This window comes from Ensifer sp. WSM1721, from assembly GCF_000513895.2.
In the GTDB taxonomy this organism is placed as follows: domain Bacteria; phylum Pseudomonadota; class Alphaproteobacteria; order Rhizobiales; family Rhizobiaceae; genus Sinorhizobium.
In genome coordinates, this window is sequence record NZ_CP165783.1 from 894,168 (window position 1) to 909,585 (window position 15,418).

17 protein-coding genes and 2 pseudogenes are annotated in these 15,418 nt (G+C 59.9%); 10 read left to right on the top strand and 9 right to left on the bottom strand.

Annotated features, from left to right (window positions below; all coding sequences use genetic code 11):
* Window positions 1-43: 43 nt before the first annotated feature.
* Window positions 44-1,018: a LysR family transcriptional regulator gene (locus M728_RS21690; protein ID WP_051441030.1), complete on the top strand. Its 975-nt coding sequence runs from the start codon at window positions 44-46 to the stop codon at window positions 1,016-1,018.
* Window positions 1,019-1,109: 91 nt separating this feature from the next.
* Window positions 1,110-2,093, top strand: coding sequence for a L,D-transpeptidase (locus M728_RS21695; protein WP_026622708.1), 984 nt, complete (start codon window positions 1,110-1,112; stop codon window positions 2,091-2,093).
* 260 nt (window positions 2,094-2,353) lie between these two features.
* On the opposite strand, the gene M728_RS21700 is transcribed toward M728_RS21695, so the two are convergent.
* A complete protein-coding gene (locus tag M728_RS21700) occupies window positions 2,354-3,037 on the bottom strand; it encodes an adenylate/guanylate cyclase domain-containing protein (RefSeq protein ID WP_026622707.1) in 684 nt (227 codons plus the stop codon).
* Between the two features lie 166 nt (window positions 3,038-3,203).
* On the opposite strand from M728_RS21700, the gene M728_RS21705 reads away from it, so the two are divergent.
* Window positions 3,204-4,115, top strand: coding sequence for a LysR family transcriptional regulator (locus M728_RS21705; protein WP_051441029.1), 912 nt, complete (start codon window positions 3,204-3,206; stop codon window positions 4,113-4,115).
* Window positions 4,116-4,702: 587 nt separating this feature from the next.
* Entirely contained in the window at window positions 4,703-5,164 is a 462-nt protein-coding gene (locus M728_RS21710; RefSeq protein ID WP_051441028.1) for an SgcJ/EcaC family oxidoreductase, read from the top strand.
* A gap of 446 nt (window positions 5,165-5,610) precedes the next feature.
* On the opposite strand, the gene M728_RS21715 is transcribed toward M728_RS21710, so the two are convergent.
* Complete coding sequence (locus M728_RS21715; protein WP_026622704.1) at window positions 5,611-6,075, bottom strand: DUF6130 family protein; 465 nt, start codon at window positions 6,073-6,075, stop codon at window positions 5,611-5,613.
* A 383-nt stretch (window positions 6,076-6,458) separates the two neighbouring features.
* Here M728_RS21715 and M728_RS21720 point away from each other — a divergent pair.
* From M728_RS21720 to M728_RS21740, 5 genes and pseudogenes are all read left to right on the top strand, one after another.
* Window positions 6,459-6,730 (top strand): annotated as a pseudogene (locus M728_RS21720) (ABC transporter permease); the annotation flags it as partial.
* 273 nt (window positions 6,731-7,003) lie between these two features.
* On the top strand, window positions 7,004-7,456 hold the full coding sequence (gene aac(6') / locus M728_RS21725) for an aminoglycoside 6'-N-acetyltransferase (protein WP_026622702.1): 453 nt from the start codon (window positions 7,004-7,006) through the stop codon (window positions 7,454-7,456).
* Window positions 7,457-7,667: 211 nt separating this feature from the next.
* Window positions 7,668-8,057 (top strand): hypothetical protein, encoded by a 390-nt coding sequence (locus M728_RS21730; RefSeq protein ID WP_026622701.1) that lies wholly within the window; start codon window positions 7,668-7,670, stop codon window positions 8,055-8,057.
* Window positions 8,058-8,125: 68 nt separating this feature from the next.
* Window positions 8,126-8,341, top strand: a pseudogene (locus M728_RS21735) (transposase); the annotation flags it as partial.
* A gap of 397 nt (window positions 8,342-8,738) precedes the next feature.
* Complete coding sequence (locus M728_RS21740; RefSeq protein WP_026622699.1) at window positions 8,739-9,065, top strand: GYD domain-containing protein; 327 nt, start codon at window positions 8,739-8,741, stop codon at window positions 9,063-9,065.
* Between the two features lie 269 nt (window positions 9,066-9,334).
* Here M728_RS21740 and M728_RS21745 read toward each other — a convergent pair whose 3' ends face one another.
* The 6 genes from M728_RS21745 to M728_RS21770 form a co-directional block, all read right to left on the bottom strand.
* Window positions 9,335-9,463 carry a hypothetical protein gene (locus tag M728_RS21745; protein ID WP_256375609.1) on the bottom strand — a complete coding sequence of 43 codons (129 nt, stop codon included), beginning with the start codon at window positions 9,461-9,463 and terminating at the stop codon, window positions 9,335-9,337.
* A gap of 29 nt (window positions 9,464-9,492) precedes the next feature.
* Complete coding sequence (locus tag M728_RS21750; RefSeq protein WP_026622698.1) at window positions 9,493-10,176, bottom strand: DUF899 family protein; 684 nt, start codon at window positions 10,174-10,176, stop codon at window positions 9,493-9,495.
* Window positions 10,177-10,409: 233 nt separating this feature from the next.
* Window positions 10,410-11,291 carry an NAD(P)/FAD-dependent oxidoreductase gene (locus tag M728_RS21755; protein ID WP_026622697.1) on the bottom strand — a complete coding sequence of 294 codons (882 nt, stop codon included), beginning with the start codon at window positions 11,289-11,291 and terminating at the stop codon, window positions 10,410-10,412.
* A gap of 3 nt (window positions 11,292-11,294) precedes the next feature.
* Window positions 11,295-11,738, bottom strand: a complete 444-nt coding sequence (locus M728_RS21760) for an Rrf2 family transcriptional regulator (protein WP_026622696.1) — start codon at window positions 11,736-11,738, stop codon at window positions 11,295-11,297.
* A gap of 138 nt (window positions 11,739-11,876) precedes the next feature.
* Complete coding sequence (locus M728_RS21765; protein WP_198023431.1) at window positions 11,877-12,317, bottom strand: helix-turn-helix transcriptional regulator; 441 nt, start codon at window positions 12,315-12,317, stop codon at window positions 11,877-11,879.
* 47 nt (window positions 12,318-12,364) lie between these two features.
* Window positions 12,365-12,811 carry a cupin domain-containing protein gene (locus M728_RS21770; protein ID WP_198023430.1) on the bottom strand — a complete coding sequence of 149 codons (447 nt, stop codon included), beginning with the start codon at window positions 12,809-12,811 and terminating at the stop codon, window positions 12,365-12,367.
* 104 nt (window positions 12,812-12,915) lie between these two features.
* Here M728_RS21770 and M728_RS21775 point away from each other — a divergent pair, with 104 nt between their 5' ends.
* Entirely contained in the window at window positions 12,916-13,863 is a 948-nt protein-coding gene (locus M728_RS21775) for a zinc-binding alcohol dehydrogenase family protein (protein WP_026622695.1), read from the top strand.
* Between the two features lie 104 nt (window positions 13,864-13,967).
* On the opposite strand, the gene M728_RS21780 is transcribed toward M728_RS21775, so the two are convergent.
* Window positions 13,968-15,209: an NAD(P)/FAD-dependent oxidoreductase gene (locus M728_RS21780; RefSeq protein ID WP_034884376.1), complete on the bottom strand. Its 1,242-nt coding sequence runs from the start codon at window positions 15,207-15,209 to the stop codon at window positions 13,968-13,970.
* Between the last annotated feature and the right edge of the window lie 209 nt (window positions 15,210-15,418).

Genomic DNA, 15,418 nt, shown 5'->3' on the forward strand with positions numbered 1-15,418 from the left:
CCGAGAGCACGGTAATCTGGCCACGAGGAGCAGAGGCGGGAGCATGTCCTATCTCGATAATGTGCGCGTTTTCGTGCGCGTGGTGGAACTTGGAACGCTGTCGGCCGCAGGCCGCGATCAGCGCGTCACACCGGCCGTTGCCAGCAACAGGATCAAGGAACTGGAGCGGCATATGGGAGTGCGCCTGTTCAATCGCACCACGCGCAAGTTGACCCCGACCGAGCACGGCCGCGTCTTCTATGAAGGCGCCGTCAAGATTCTCGAAGCGGTGAACGAAGCTGAGAGCGCCATCGCCGATCTTTCGCGCAATCCCAAAGGCGCGCTGAAGATCACCGCGCCGCTCGGCATCGGCCGGCGACTGATCGCCCCCGGCATCCCCGAATTCCACGACCGCTATCCCGACATCGAGGTGCGGCTGCGCCTTTCCGACCACAACGTCGATATCCTGAGCGAGGGCGTCGACGTTGCGTTCAAGCTCGGCATTCTCGAGGATTCGAACCTTCGCATGCGCGGCATCATGAATTGCGATCGCGTGCTCTGCGGCTCGCCGGCCTATTTCGAAAGACGCGGCGTGCCCGCGACGCCCGACGAGTTGATCACCGAACGTCACGACTGTCTGTTGCTGCGCTATCCCGGCTCGAAGGAATATTACTGGACATTGCAGACGCCGGACGGCGTGCGCAAATTCGAAGTCGCCGGGCCCTATGATTCAGACGACGGCGACGTGTTGACCCAATGGGCGCTCGACGGCCGCGGCATCATCAACAAGCCGCTCTTCGAGGTGAAGCAGTACATCGACGAGGGCTCACTGGTGCCGATCCTGGACGAGACTCCGCCACTCAGCGCCCAGCTCGCGGCGATCTACCCGCATAAGCGCTTCCAGGATCCGAAGGTGCGGCTGATGATCGATTTCATGGCCGAGCGCTGTCAGCGGCTGATCGGCAAGGTGCTGGCTGAGCCTGCCGCGGCGCGGGGGCAGGAGCCCCGTGACTTAGACGAAGTCGAAACAGAGTTCTGAGGCGAATACGCGCCTGAACCCGCGTCAGCAAAGTTTGCACCACACCTTAGAAACCAGCGGGCGGAACAAAGTTCGGCCGCTGTAGATTTTCATCTTCATGAAGAACATGACGCTTGTTGCAGCATCGGTGATATCGGGGCTCTGTGCTACCGCCAGCGCTCAGGAGCTTCAGCCAGACGCCGTCAACAGGGCTTCTATTGCTTCCATCCCGTCAGAGCGACCCTCTGACGCCCCCACTCGACCGGACCCCGCCATCGTTCATCTCCAAGTTCTTCTGGATCGCGCTGGTTCATCTCCCGGGGTGATCGACGGCTACTACGGCGATAATGTCACCAAAGCGATCGCCGGTTTCGAGGCCATGCATAGCCTTCCCGCTGATGGAAAGCTGGACCCCGAGGTCATCGGCCGGCTTGCCGACGAAATGCCCCCCGTCCAGCCTTATGTCATCTCTGGAGACGACGCCAAAGATCTCGTCGATCGCATTCCCGACGACTACGCCGAGCAAGCCAGGATGGAACACCTCGGATATACAAGCGTCCCGGAGAAATTGTCCGAGCGGTTTCACATGGATGTCGACCTCCTCAAGGCGCTCAATTCCGGCTCGGCATTCGCCGTCGGGGACACGATATCCGTTGCGGCGCCCGGCGTCGCGAAGGAAGGCAAGGTCAAGCGGATAGAGGCGCGCAAAGGAGCGGGGCAGGTCCTCGCCTTTGCCGAGAACGGCACGCTGCTTGCGGCATATCCCGCCACGATCGGCAGCAACGAGACGCCGTCGCCTTCGGGCACGCACAAGGTCAAAGGTGTCGCTCGAATGCCCACCTATACCTACAACCCCGAAGTCAACTACCAACAGGGCGACAACACCGAGGTTCTAACGCTTCCCGGCGGCCCCAACGGCCCGGTTGGAACCGTATGGATCGATCTGTCGAAGCCGACCTACGGGATCCACGGCACGCCTGAACCGTCCCGCGTCGACAAGGACCCGTCGCATGGATGCATCCGCCTGGCAAACTGGGACGCAGAGGAACTGGCCGCGATGGTCAAGCCGGGGATTGTCGTCGAGATCACCGACTAGCCATCGGAGGCCGGCAGACATCGGGAGAACAGCGGCCCGGTTCCGACGTCCGAACCATGACCAAGAGCGCTCGGGCCGGCGGCGGAACCCGCCGTGATGTGTTTTGGCCGCATGGGCGGATCTTTTCACGTTGTTCGGATGTCGCAAAGGGGTGGAGAGCGGTCACCCGAGGCTGGCACATGGAACGGCCGAATTGCGGACATAGCGGTCGTTCCCGTCGGACAACTAACCGCGCGGAGCTTTGGGTCGCCAAGAGTGAACTACGGGGTCATATCGTCCAATACAAAGATTGGGATCTGGTTCAGCCGGCCCCGGATCGCGCACGCCCCACGATCGATCAGACGTTGTAGCACGATCGTCTCCTGTCCCTCGCGTGCGACCTCTTCGACGAGTGCGCCGCTAACGATCAGCCTGGTTCCGGTCGTGCGCGTCATCTCTTCGAGCCTGCATGCTACATTGACTGTATCGCCAGCAATCGTGCGCTCCACGCGCGGCACAACGCCAATACTTCCAATCGCCACCGCGCCGAAGTGTATCCCGATCCCAATTTGGACCGGCAGTCGACCACGCATGCCTCGCCTGGCATTCCATCGGGCCAGTTCTTCAAGCATTGAAAATCCGCACGCTAATGCAGACGTTGCCTTGCATGGAAAGAACCCATCGGTTCCGAATGCCGCCAATATCGCGTCTCCGGCGCGCTGGACAATCCATCCGCCATGAAGAGAGACCTGCTGAGCCATATGCTCGTGATAGCGGCGCAGGAAATCCATAGTGGTACTCGGAGGTACTCTTTCGGCCCAACTGGTGAACCCGACGATATCGGCAAACAATACGGCCGCCGTCGTAAGGTCTTCGCCCTCGACGTTTACGGTTCCGGCCCGAAATGTGGCCGGCCCGCCCGAGCAGAGTGCTCCTCCGTTAGCCGCCTCCAGTTTGTTGCGCATCGTTGCTCCTCTGCATAGGAACTCAGAGCCTTTAGGATGTCGTGACTTTGCTTGTCGCGCGAGCCATCTGGCGCTAACGTTTCTTTGCCTTCAGGGCAAAGCGCACCCTTCGCAGTAGCAAAGAATCGCTTGGGATGGAGAAGAGCTTCCAGGGCAGGAGAACTCCGTGGAAACCCACCAGATCCGATATTTCCTGGCCGCGTGCCAGACGCTCAATTTTTCCCGGGCGGCCGAACTATGCGAGGTCTCGGTTCCATCGTTAACCAAGTCCATCCACAAGCTGGAACAGCAACTCGGCGGTCATTTGTTCCGACGTGAACGGCACCTCACCCATTTGACTGATTTGGGCCGGCTCATGCATCAGCACTTTACTGAGGTGCAGAACGCGTTGGACGCCGCTAAGGCGGACGCTGAAAGATATGAGAACCTGCACAAAGCAAGACTCAAATTGGGCGTTTTCTCAACCATGCCTGGGAGGCATCTGACTTCTTACCTGAGAGCCCTGCGTGCTGCCGCCCCAGATCTTCGACTCAACATTTGGGAAACTAATTGCGAAGAACTCGGTTCGGCGCTGTTGGCCGGCGACATCGATGTCGCCTTCATGAGCGCCACGGGATATGGCGAACGACTGAGGGCTATACCGCTCTTTCAAGAACCCTATTTCATCGCTTTTGCGGCGGGGCACCGCTTCGAGCGGATGAATGCAGTGCCGCTGCGGGATATCAGTGGCGAGCCCTATATCAAGCGACTCCACTGCGAGTTCCCTTCTAATCTATCGAAACTCGGCGTAGCGCCGCCGTACAAGGATGTGCAGGTCCGGTATATGAGTGAGCGCGAGGACTGGATTCAGTTGCTTGTTTCAGCGGGGCTGGGCTGCAGCGTCATGCCGCAATTTCTGCCGATCATCGACGGGGTCTTAATTCGCCGCTTAGTCGAGCCGGAGGTATCGCGGCAAATCAGTATCGTAACAGTAGCGGGACGGCCACACAGCAAGCCCGTGTCGATTGCGGTCAAAATCGCTCAGTCCTTGCCTTGGAACATCGAAGGAGCGCAAACCCCTCTGACAACTCCTGCATAAGCGGGCAAGGGCTATATGATGATTGGAACTGGCTCACTGCTCACCCTGGGCCGAAGAGGATAGCGTCCTAACAGAATTTCGCTACGCACGGGCTCCAGCGCGACACATGTGGAACGGCATAAACGAGGCCATCGCCCTTACCACCATTAGAAGCCTTTCTGACGTCGACGGCACCTTGGCGGCAAAAGGCATCGAGCGCCGCTGAAGGCATATTTGATAAGAAGCGATCAGCCCACAGACATCGGCTGATGGGCATCGCGGTGGTAACCACGTGCTAGTGCCCGAGCGTCCACTCTGGGCTCAATCGTCCCGTTCGTCGTGTCCGGCGCCAAGGACCGCAACGGGTCGACTGTTCGCACTCACCACGGTCACAGATGGGGAGCGGAAGTTCACTGCGAAGGGACAGGACGGCCGCTTTCGGAGCCTTTCGGCCGTTCGGGCTCCGTTTTCTTCCCGCGGCGTGGATATCAATGACTTAGGTGCAGCGAACCTGACCTGCGTCGGTACGGGTTAAGTCAATCGGAGAATTGCCGAAAAAGCTCGCCTTTTCTACACTTGGCGTTCTGGTCGAATGGGAGGAGAGAACCATGCGTACAATCTCGACCGCGATTCTGGGGCTCGCCATTAGCATTGGCTTGGCTGGGTCCGTGGAAGCCCAATCGGCACGGTCAGACATCGAGGCCGCGCTCGTGACGTTCACCAAGGCTTTCAACGCCAAGGACGCAGCTGCGGTTGCGGCGCATTATACGGAAGACGCCGCCATTCTGCCCCCTGACAGCCGACGCGTAGATGGACGCGACAAGATTCAACAGTTCTGGCAAGGAGCAATCGACGAAGGGTTATCTGATCTTGCCCTAGAAGCGGTGGAAGTCAGTGAGAGTGGTGACTTCGCCTTTGAGGTGGGGAAATTCAGTCTGAAGGCCCCTGGAAAGGATGCCAATCCAGTGGACCAAGCTGGCAAATACATCGTTATCTGGAAGAAGGGAACGGATGGCGCCTGGCAATTGTACCGGGACATCTGGAACGCTGATCCTGCCACCCAGCAGTGACCGAAGCGTACGCAACGTTCGATCGTTGGGTCGATCTTCCCGTTTCCCGTCCGTGGAAGGGTGGGACGCTGTCCTTCGCTCGTCTTTAGCGAGCGACAGCTTGCATGGATCAGAGGACATACTGGTAAGCGCAGTAGGTCAGAACGAACGGCACAAGCATCCAGATCAAAACGATGATGAGGGCTGCTATTAAACGATGCGGCGGCACTCCGCGGATCGCCGCTTCCCTGGTCGAAATAGGCAAGCCATTCGGAGACTGAGGGGCGATGAAAGTAGGACCCTGGATTTCCGGAACTCCGGTCGCCGCCAAGAACGTAGCTCTCCTGCGTCCGGCAAATCTCTTGGCCCCTCACGCCGATCGTTCAGCGACCTGGTTGCTCGGCGTGAGGTCTCGAATTTCGCTCCGTCTCGGCTGCCCTGGCTCAATTGCGGAGCTGGAGCGGTCTTCAGTGCTGGTGATGGGCCACGCTGTCGGGAATTGTGAACGTATGCGTCACCTCCTGTCCTGGGAACACATTGTGATTGGCGTCGACCAACTGGATCCTCACCTTGTGCTGGCCGGGGGGGAAATTGGCTATATCCACCGTGTTGTTGTCGCTCGCATCTGCCCACCACCACGGCAGGTCGTCGACGATGACGTGCAGATGCCCGATACGTGGGGATGCGCTGACGGCGCCCTTGCCGAACACTGGTACAATGCGCACGTTCTCCACTCGGTACTGCGCCCAGTAGACGCCTATGGCGAGCCCCTCGGGAAGCGGATCGTCCACGATCAGCTTAGGTGCAGGCTCGTTTTCAATGGCGACATATGGAGACGGGCCGCGGATCTCCCTCGCACTCTGGGCGAAGGACCCTGTGGCGAACAAAGTGATGGCGGCGGCGGCCGCCAGAGTCTTTATGAGCATGGTCATTTCAGTCGCTCCTTGGTTCAAAACGCCATTTTCCTAATGGCTGGCTTATGCCGGACACGAACACCGGTCGGCACGAGGGAGACCGAAAAGCCGCTCGTCGGGAGCTCACTTCCACGTTGTAGAGGAATGGCTTCCGAGCTTGCCCGCGGTCCCGCGGCTCTCAGTCACTTCGAACCGCTTGGGGGAAACTGAGGCACGCTGGTATCTCGAATGTGTCCCCCGCGGCCGCGAAGTGTATCGCTGTGTAGGAGCAGGACGAGCCGTACAGGTCTCGCTGAACCGTTGGTCTGGCGCCTGCACGGTGATCATTGCTGAAGTGATGGCTTTGGGCCGCGGGATGGCTGAGGGCAGGCAAGTAAAGGCATTCGGCGAAGCAGATCGCCGAGGCCGTCTTCCGGGTCATGCTCCCACTGATCGCCCCCGGCGTTGCCTCGGGTGCACTCTTCGCCTTCGTGACTTCGTTCGACGAAGTCGTCGTCGCACTATTCATATCCGGCTCCGAGCAGCATCACTTCCGCGCCAGATGTGGAGCGGCGTGCGCGAGACGCTCAGTCCGACGATCGCCGCGGTTGCGATCGTGTTTTCGACGTTGTTCCTCGCCATCCAGCGGCTGCAAAGGCGAGCCGAGCTACAAAAGATTCACCGCGAAGGTTAAAAGCAAAAATCGGCACCTGCGGCGGAGGATCAGTCGTCCTTGAGTGCTCGGTTCAATGTCCGCCTTGAAACCAGCACCGGAAATTCAGCGCGCTCTGGATGAGCGGCAGCCATGGGTGGGAAACGCCGTTCGGCGGGGTTCAGCCGAACGGCTTAATAGCGCCAACACCGGACGTTGCGACAGTCGCAAAACTGCCTAATCTCCTGCGTTGCAGAAGTCAGAAAAACAAATGTCGCCTTAATTGGGAATTTTGTGACAAAAGAGAACCACAATATGGAATCGATTATCGAGATTGGGACCATAAAAGATGTTGAGTCGTGGGCGGAGCTTCGCGTTGCGCTGTGGCCGCATCACTCGCTCGAAGATCATCGAGCTGAGTTGGGCCGGGCGTTTCTTTCAGAAAGTGGAGAAGCCGTCGCGTTCATCGCTCGAAATGCTGCGAATGAAGCTGTCGGGTTTGCCGAGGCCACTTTGCGACATGATTATGTGAATGGATGCAGCAGCTCGCCCGTTCTATTCCTCGAAGGGATTTATGTCCGGCCCGTTGGCAGGCGAAAGGGTATCGCACGATTGCTTTGCAATGCCGTTGCCGATTGGGGGAAGTCGCTTGGGTGTGTTGAGTTTGGCTCTGACGCGCTGCTTGAGAATTCAGCCGGCCATGCGCTCCATACCGCTTTAGGATTTGAGGAGACACAGCGCGTCGTGTTCTTCCGAAAGCCACTGTAGGCCGGTGCTGCCCTTCCACGAGGATGGTTCGCCGCACAAATCCTAACACCTGCTACGTCACAGGCTTTGTCGCATAGCTCGACTAGATGGGGCGGCTGGATGTAAGTGTACTTCCGCCTTCGGCCCAAACCGGACTCTCGCATCGTAGTCTTTCCCGCTTGTTCATGGTAGGCACGCGTCCAGCATGGCGACGCAGAAGGAGACAGCCGTAATGAAGTGCCTGCGCATCTATGCCACCCCGGATGGTGAGTCGCATTTCGACGAAGTCGAATTGCCGACGACGAAGAGGTCTGTGCACCCGGATGCCGTGCCGTTCGACGTGACGGCCAGTTATCCGGCGTCCCGCGTCCGCTTCACCCACATCCCAGCGGGGATGCGCGAGGTTGCTTGGCATAAGGTCCCGGAGGCGGTGTTGACAGTCAGGCTGGATGGTTCGGTGGAATACGAGACGAGCGACGGAGAGGTGCGCCACGTTCCGGCGGGTAGCTTCGTGTTGGTGGCGGACACGCATGGCAAGGGCCATCTGTCGCGCCATTCCCCGGAGGCGCAAACCGTCATCTGGATATCACTGCCGAACGGACTCGAATTGCCGCCCGCATAGTCCGTCTGGATGCGCCGTCAGCGCCGCGATTGAGAACGATGCGAGCGTTCGTGCGTTCACGTGGAGGCTGGGCGAATATCCCGCCCCGTCGGAACCGGCGTGATCCGATTTGCTTCAGCCCATACCTCTACCGACAAAGAAACGCGGTCGAGCGGTTTTTCAACCGGATCAAGCATTGTCGGCGCATTGCGACGCGCTACAACAAGCGCGCTGCCAACTACCTCGCTTTCGTCAAACTCGCGGCCACACGGGTCTGGCTGAGCGTTTATGAGTCCACGACCTAGTTCCCGTCCGTCGCACTCGGGTGGAAGCGTGCCGTTTGAAGCGTTACCGGGAACGAGCGAGAAGCGGGGCAAGCGGACTAGCCGCTTTATGATGGCGCTACAGAGAAGCGGCTGTCACCAGTCTGGCAACTTGCCTCCCACGCAATGGGCTGTCCAAAAAATCGAGGTCCATTCGGGAGCCACTTGGACAGCTCGCACTGTCGTTCCCAATGTGCCTTGAAAGCGAAACCCTAGCGCTCATGGAAAGTTGTCGTTTCACTTCATCATGAGCTCGCATTGGGATCGCGGGCCGATTGCGCGCCAACCCCGTTCCGTATTCCGATCCGCACATTGGAAATGACTCGCGTTCTCCCCGGCTTGAGCGTTAACTGCGTTGTTCTGACGGAGGAGGCAAACCATGACCATGTATCTCACCCGCTTCAGCTACACGCCCGAGACGTGGGCGCGCATGATCAAAAACCCCGAGGATCGCCGAGAGGCGGCTCGTACGTACATTGAATCCGTGGGCGGAAAGCTCCATGGGTTCTGGTACGCCTTTGGCGAGCATGATGGTTGGACTCTGTGGGAGGCGCCTGATAGCGTATCGATGGCCGCTGTCGCGATTGCTATCGGCGCGGGAGGCGCGCTGAGTTCTGTTGAGACCACTGTCCTCCTCAGCGTCGAGGATACGATGGAAGCCCTGGGAAAGGCAAAGCAGATTCGGTATCGTCCGCCGGCAGCGTAGGCGCGGCCACTGCTTCCCATCCATACTGAAATAGAAGATGAGTGCTGCGTGCGTATCTCCCTTCCCGGCGCGAATTCTCTGTGCACACCTGTGGGACTATCCGACCCTTAGTGGTTAAAGGTAAGCAAGGGGTGGGAAGCGGTAGTCTAACGCCAACGCGCCGGATGGCTAGTTTGCGCACACCGAAGCGGACACCCGCCCGGCAGGGTACTTCAGGAACTGGCACGATCCTGCCAGAGGGACGGAGCAGGTCTGCGTTACCTACCAGTTCAGATATCGATCTGCTCGGCCATTGTGAGTGCGTCGTCGACTTCGATTCCGACCGACGCCATCAGCGCCGAAGCAGGTTTGTTTCTGATCGCGCGAGCAGCCGGGCGCGCATGACGCTGATTGCGCATGATCTCTGCCCGCGCGACAGGACGCCAAGCTACTCCTTGTAGTTCTTTTCTAAGAATTCCGATCTGAAGTTCTGTGGCGGCGTGTCACGCTCCGGCCTCCCCTCCGGCGTGAAGTCCATCAGGTTCCAGTACGGCCACACCGTGTCGACGTGGTTCATCATCGACTCGGTGCTCCAGAAATGGAAAATCTTGCCGTCGCGCTTCGTGAAGACAAGCATCACGGGCAACTGCATGTCGTCGCTATCGCCCTGGCACTTGTAGTCCGCCTGGAAGGGCGACTCGTATCCGGACAGCAGCGGGATCTGCGACCAGCCGCGTTGTCTCGCCCACGCATTGATCTTCTCGGCCGGGGCCTTGGCAATGGCGGCGAACGCAGCGTCCTGCGCGACCGAATACCAGGTGCGGTCGAACCCATCCATCAGCGACGTGCAGGACGGACAGGGCTTGTCCCAGCTCGGGCCGAACATCCATGAGTAGAGCAGCAGCGTGGTCTTGCCGCCGAACAGCTCGGAGAACTTCACGCGCCGGCCCAGCTTGCCGTCGTTGGCCCATTGGAAGACGTAGTCCTCCTTTAGCTCGCCGCCGAGCGGGAGCGTGCGGCGCTTGGCAGCCACCGATTTAGCCTTCTCCACGAGCTCTTGCTCGTCCTTAAGCAATGAGTCGCGCGCAGCGCGGTACACGCTGCTTTCATTGGGATATCGCGGTTCACCCATCTCCGTCTCCTTTGAAGCATGGCGGCTTATGGTCGTAGTGCCACTGCTGACACCGGCGGAAGTCTCGGTGCTGTGCTTTAACTTAGTGGGGTGCAATCGGTTCCGGTCCAGTCAGTCAACTGCCAGGCGCGGTGAACTTTTCAAGTTGGCGCCTATTGGCGCATCCTGAGCAGACGTTTCGACAGTGAGGGCTCAGGGTCGCGAGCTGCCGCCTACTCCAGGATCGACTTTTGTCAAAAGACTAGAGATCGATGCAATTGCGCGCCCGCCCATGCCCCGTCGGCTACGGCGAGCGACACCGAATGGGGGATACGCGCCGCGTCGCCGCAGGCGAAAGCGCCGGCAACAGTCGTTTCCTTCGTCGGGTCGGTGCGGATCTGCGTGCCAAGTGGCGTCTCTTCGGTCTCGCAGCCGAGCGCTCCGGCAATCGGCGTCGCAGGGGCATTGCGCGAGGCGGTAAAGAGTCCGGCAAAGGATAGATTTCGTCCATCAGCAAGGAGGACATCGGCATGGCCTTTGATCTGGGTGACCGGCGTATCCTCAATCGTCACGCCACGTGCGTCCAGATCGGCGCGGGTAGCGGCATCGAGCGTCACCACGCCATTGGTGAGAAAGGTCACCTCACCCCATTCGGGCATGAGCATGGCTTGATGCACCGACATCGGCCCCGTCGCGATCACCCCGATCCTGCCCCGGTCCAGTTCGTAACCGTGGCAATAAGGGCAGTGAAAGATGCTTTCCCCCCAGCGTTCCGACATGCCGTCAATCTGCGGCAGCGCATCGGTCACCCCGACGGCGAACAGCAGCCGCCGCCCTTCGTGCCGGACACCATCCGCAGTCGTGACGGTGAAGGCGTCTTTTACCCCGTTGGCAGCTTCCGCACGGCCGTTGATCCATGTCAGCGTCGGATAGACGATGAGCTGCGTGCGTGCCTTCGCGGCGATTTCGGCAGGGTCCACGCCATCCTGACCGAGAAAACCGTGCGAATGGCGGGCGAAGCGATTGCGCCTGAGCCCTGCGTCAATCACAACAACGGTGCGACGGGCACGGAGAAGCTGGAGGGCGGCGGCCATTCCGGCGTAGCTGCCCCCGACGATGATCACGTCATTTCGCATTGATTATTCCTTTTCGGGGCACCGCTCCGCGTGCCGACGGGCGAAGTCGGCGGCGAGGTCGGCGAGGGTGACAACGGCAAAACGGTCGAGCAGAAGCGCTTCGGCCTCAGCGAAGGCGGTGTCGAGCGCGGCGTTCACCGATTGCTCGACGAGACAGTCCGGCGTTTCGTTCCGGTTGCCGATCGCAAAGATCGCAGGTTCCCCGAGGACCTCGTGCAACTGGCGTAGCGTGACGGCGCTGAGGTCGGCCGTGATGTTCCATCCGCCGGCATGCCCACGCGCGGAAGCCACGATCCCGGCCTTTCGCAGGAGCCCCATCGTGCGACGCACGACCACGGGATTGGTGTGCATGCACTGCGCCAGCGTTTGCGAAGTCATCGAGCCGTTTTGCTCGGCCATGTGCAGGAGCGCATGAAGGACTGAAGAGAGGCGACTGTCGTGTTTCATGTAACTTCAATTATTACGATTTGTCGCAGAGAGCAAGTTTTTCTGGAGGTCCCGGTGGCTCGTTAGGGTGGTTTTTGCCGTACGTTGCCTTCGAGGGGAAGGAGCAGCTAGCGGCCAGAAGCCATCATTGCACGGTGTTTAAGCTTCGGCACCCTGCTTTTGACGGCGCGCATATAGCGCATATAGACGGGGCGACTGCCCCGTGACGCGTTTGAATGCCGTGTTGAAAGCCTGATCAGACGAGTATCCGAGCGACATCGAAATTTGGGTGATCGTATCCTGACCCCGCACGAGCTTCGCGGCTGCAGCCATTATCCGCCAGCGGGTTAGATAGGAAATGGGGGGCTCGCCGACGCGGTCCCGGAAGTGCTGCGCGAAGCTGGTCCGGGACATTCCCGCAATCCCGGCGAGTTCTTCCACCGTCCATGAATGGGCGGGGACGGAGTGCATCGCTCTAATGCACGGTCCAAGTTTGGGATCAGCCAGCGCGGCGAGCCAGCCAACCTCACCTTCTGGCAAGTCCTCGATATACAAGCGCAGTGTCTGTGCAAGCATCATGTGGGAGAGGTTCTGCGCCATCTGAAAAGCGCCGGGCCTGCCTCCGCGAAGCTCATCCATCATGAGGTCTATGTAAAGTCGCAGCTTGGCTCTGTCATTCGATGCTTCGACACGTATGAGAGGGGTAGTGTCTGCAGCATCACCTCCGCATGTCGGCCCTCCACCTCAAACCGACTGCCGACAAGGAAGACGTCGCCGCCGCCATTGTAGGTCACCACCTCACCGCTGCGGTTCGGATCAAGCGTTTCGCTTGCCAGCTTCGGCTCTGCTTCCAAGTCGCTGGCAATCAGGGCCCGGCACCCTGTCGGGAGGACGAAGCAGTCGCCGGCCTTGAGCCGGATCGGAGCCGCTATCTTCTCTATCGAAAGCCAGCACTCTCCCTTCATCACCGCATAGCATTTGATGCGCCCGGCGAGGTCATCCAGCACCAGCGCCCAGGATCCGCCCGCGTCAAACCCGGCAGTGACGTAGCTCCGAGGTTGAAGAAGAGCGAGCAACTCAGAAAGCGGGTCCATCAGTCACTTTGAACGATCACGAACAAATAACGTACTCTCAAGGATAGATCGTTCAGACGCAGCTGTCTATCTAACGTCCGATCCGCAGAATTGGAGTTGATGACATGAAGGCTGCAGTTGTAAATTCGTTTGACGCACCTCCGTCCTTCCAGGACTTCCGAGAGCCGGAAGCCGGGGAAGGCGATACCGTGGTGAAGGTAGAGGCGGCGGCTCTAAGCCCGATCGTCAAGGCGCTGGCTTCAGGACGGCATTACGCAAGCGGTGCTACCGCAGGATTTGTTCCCGGTGTCGACGGAGTGGGAATCGATGCCAATGGACACCGAGTTTATTTTCTCTTTCCGAAAGCGCCGTTCGGCTCCATGGCCGAGAAGTCCCTCGCAGCGAGCCGCATGACGGTGCCCGTCCCGGATGCCCTTGCCAGTGATCGTGCAGCGGCGATCGTCACGGGCGCGCTTGCTTCGTGGGTTGCGTTCACACGAAGGGCAAAGCTTCAGAAGGACGAGAAGGTCCTCATCGTCGGAGCGACGGGGTCTTCCGGGAGCATGGCCATTCAGACTGCCCGCTACTTCGGCGCGAGCAAGATCGTCGCGGTCGGCCGAAACAAGGAGAAGCTGGATCGCCTCGACGCCGATGTGAGCATCGCTCTGGGAAATGAAGCGGATGCCGCTCTGCGTCGTCAGTTCGATGAAGGCATCGATGTCGTCCTCGACTTCGTTTGGGGTGATGCCGCTGCCCGCGTGCTCAGGGCGGCGACCCAGAATCGGGGATCAAGGACCGGAGAGCCTCGTCTGCGTTACGTCCAGCTCGGGACGATGGCCGGCGACGAAATCGCATTGCGTGGAGATATGCTCCGCAGCTCGGGCCTCGAACTGGTGGGAAGCGGTATTGGAAGCGTTGCTGTCGCCGATCTTGTCGCTGGAGCAGGTGAGCTGTTGGCAGCGGCGCCCGAGGCGGGCTTCGACACGAAATTCAAGAGCGTGCCGCTGCACGCGATTGCAGAGGCTTGGAACGGCGACATTGATACCCGCTATGTATTGATGCCCGGTTTGTGATTTCCTTGATCATCATCGGCCCATTGCATGACCGCAATGGGCCAGCACCGGCAATTCGGAAGTTATTGGCGAGCGGCGGCTTTGGGTCGATTATCCTACCTTCCTCAGCGGCTCGCGAGAGGGTGGTGAGCGACGAGTTGCTTCACGAGGCGAGCGGCTTCCTCTGGAATTGCCGGTATGGTGCCTGATTTCCGTGTCGACCCAAAATCGAGGCCGGCGAAAAACAGGCCTGGTATGGTCCCCACTCCATCCTCGTGTAGGGGTTGGCCGGCTGCGTCGAGGGCGCCGGGGAGCCGGACCCACGAGAAATCGCCGGTGAAGCCCGTGCACCAGACCACCGATCTGACGCCGCTAGCATTCCAATCGATGGACCGGATGGGGGGATCCGGCAGACGCGGTTGAACCGTCTCGGCTGGATCGTTGTCGGCTGGTGGCGCATCAAGTCCGGCCCCCTCGATGTATTCGTCAATCAGGCGCTTGGCATTCGCGGAAACGTCGTCGGCAAATCGCATATTGCCGTCGAGCTCGTCGCCGAAGGTGAGGCTGCCATTCTCCACGCCCCTGAAGCGACCGAGCAACACCACCCCTTGCGCGCTCAGCGATTGCAGGCTGATTGTGTGGGTCGCGCCAACCAGCGCGCGGGCTGGAAGCTTACCGGAGGGTAGGACGAGTTCCTTGCGGGGGACGTCGAGAAAGCCGGCCAAAGTCAGCCAATTGAGTATGTTGCCTCCGCGGTAGTGCCGGACCCAACGGCCGTTGCGGCTGGTCGCCAGAAACACCAAGCGCCCGGCTCGAGCCAGATCCTCGGCGATCTGGCCGCCAGATTGGCCGCTGCCGACCACTAGCACCGCGCCATTCTCGAGATCGGTGGCACTGCGGTAGGCCGAAGAATCGACCTGGTGAATGGCGATCGGCAAATCCGCCGATTCTGGTGGCCGGACCTGTCGGTTTTGGTCGCCGGTGGCGATCACCACATTGCGCGCAAGAAGCGCGCCACGAGCCGTGGCGACGCGAAAAAGGCCATCGTCTTTCGTCAGCTCAGTTACCGGAGTTTGGGTGACTATCGGCAGGCAGTGGCGCTCTGCATAGCCTTCGAGATATGCCACGAAATCGTGGTGAGTTATCGCGCCCCAGGGATCGGGTCCCTCGTAAGAGTCACCGGGTAAGATGGAGCGGATTGTAGGTGAGTTCAGCCTAAACGAGTTCCATCGCTGCGTTCGCCAGGTCTCGCCGATCCGGCCTCGATCCAGCACTTGGTGATTGCGGCTCTCCCGTTTTAGAAGATAGCTGACGCCGAGACCCGCAGGGCCAGCGCCAATCACAAGCGCGTCGAAAACCTCGCTCATGCGTCCCCCTGCAAAACTACAGGTTCATAGCATCGCATACTGCAGCTTCTGGCGGAAGGGGAGGCTACTTTCGATCGGCCGAGTCGAACGTGTTCTCAAGGGTCTCACTCGGGTGGATTCCGGTCCTTGGACTCGTGGCCCAACAACGACCGGTTTGCGCCCATGCTGGTCGTTCGGGGCAGTCTCGTCCGTTCCCGGAACCTGCCATC

Excerpts from the sequence above, each read along its gene's own strand:
- M728_RS21710 (WP_051441028.1), top strand. The coding sequence starts at position 4,703 with ATGCGTACAATCTCGACCGCGATTCTGGGGCTCGCCATTAGCATTGGC.
- M728_RS21700 (WP_026622707.1), bottom strand. The coding sequence starts at position 3,037 with ATGCGCAACAAACTGGAGGCGGCTAACGGAGGAGCACTCTGCTCGGGC.
- M728_RS21780 (WP_034884376.1), bottom strand. The coding sequence starts at position 15,209 with ATGAGCGAGGTTTTCGACGCGCTTGTGATTGGCGCTGGCCCTGCGGGT.
- M728_RS21740 (WP_026622699.1), top strand. The coding sequence starts at position 8,739 with ATGACCATGTATCTCACCCGCTTCAGCTACACGCCCGAGACGTGGGCG.
- M728_RS21775 (WP_026622695.1), top strand. The coding sequence starts at position 12,916 with ATGAAGGCTGCAGTTGTAAATTCGTTTGACGCACCTCCGTCCTTCCAG.
- M728_RS21765 (WP_198023431.1), bottom strand. The coding sequence starts at position 12,317 with ATGGCGCAGAACCTCTCCCACATGATGCTTGCACAGACACTGCGCTTG.
- M728_RS21750 (WP_026622698.1), bottom strand. The coding sequence starts at position 10,176 with ATGGGTGAACCGCGATATCCCAATGAAAGCAGCGTGTACCGCGCTGCG.
- M728_RS21755 (WP_026622697.1), bottom strand. The coding sequence starts at position 11,291 with ATGCGAAATGACGTGATCATCGTCGGGGGCAGCTACGCCGGAATGGCC.
- M728_RS21760 (WP_026622696.1), bottom strand. The coding sequence starts at position 11,738 with ATGAAACACGACAGTCGCCTCTCTTCAGTCCTTCATGCGCTCCTGCAC.
- M728_RS21690 (WP_051441030.1), top strand. The coding sequence starts at position 44 with ATGTCCTATCTCGATAATGTGCGCGTTTTCGTGCGCGTGGTGGAACTT.
- M728_RS21745 (WP_256375609.1), bottom strand. The coding sequence starts at position 9,463 with ATGCGCAATCAGCGTCATGCGCGCCCGGCTGCTCGCGCGATCAGAAAC.
- M728_RS21730 (WP_026622701.1), top strand. The coding sequence starts at position 7,668 with ATGAAGTGCCTGCGCATCTATGCCACCCCGGATGGTGAGTCGCATTTC.
- M728_RS21715 (WP_026622704.1), bottom strand. The coding sequence starts at position 6,075 with ATGACCATGCTCATAAAGACTCTGGCGGCCGCCGCCGCCATCACTTTG.
- M728_RS21770 (WP_198023430.1), bottom strand. The coding sequence starts at position 12,811 with ATGGACCCGCTTTCTGAGTTGCTCGCTCTTCTTCAACCTCGGAGCTAC.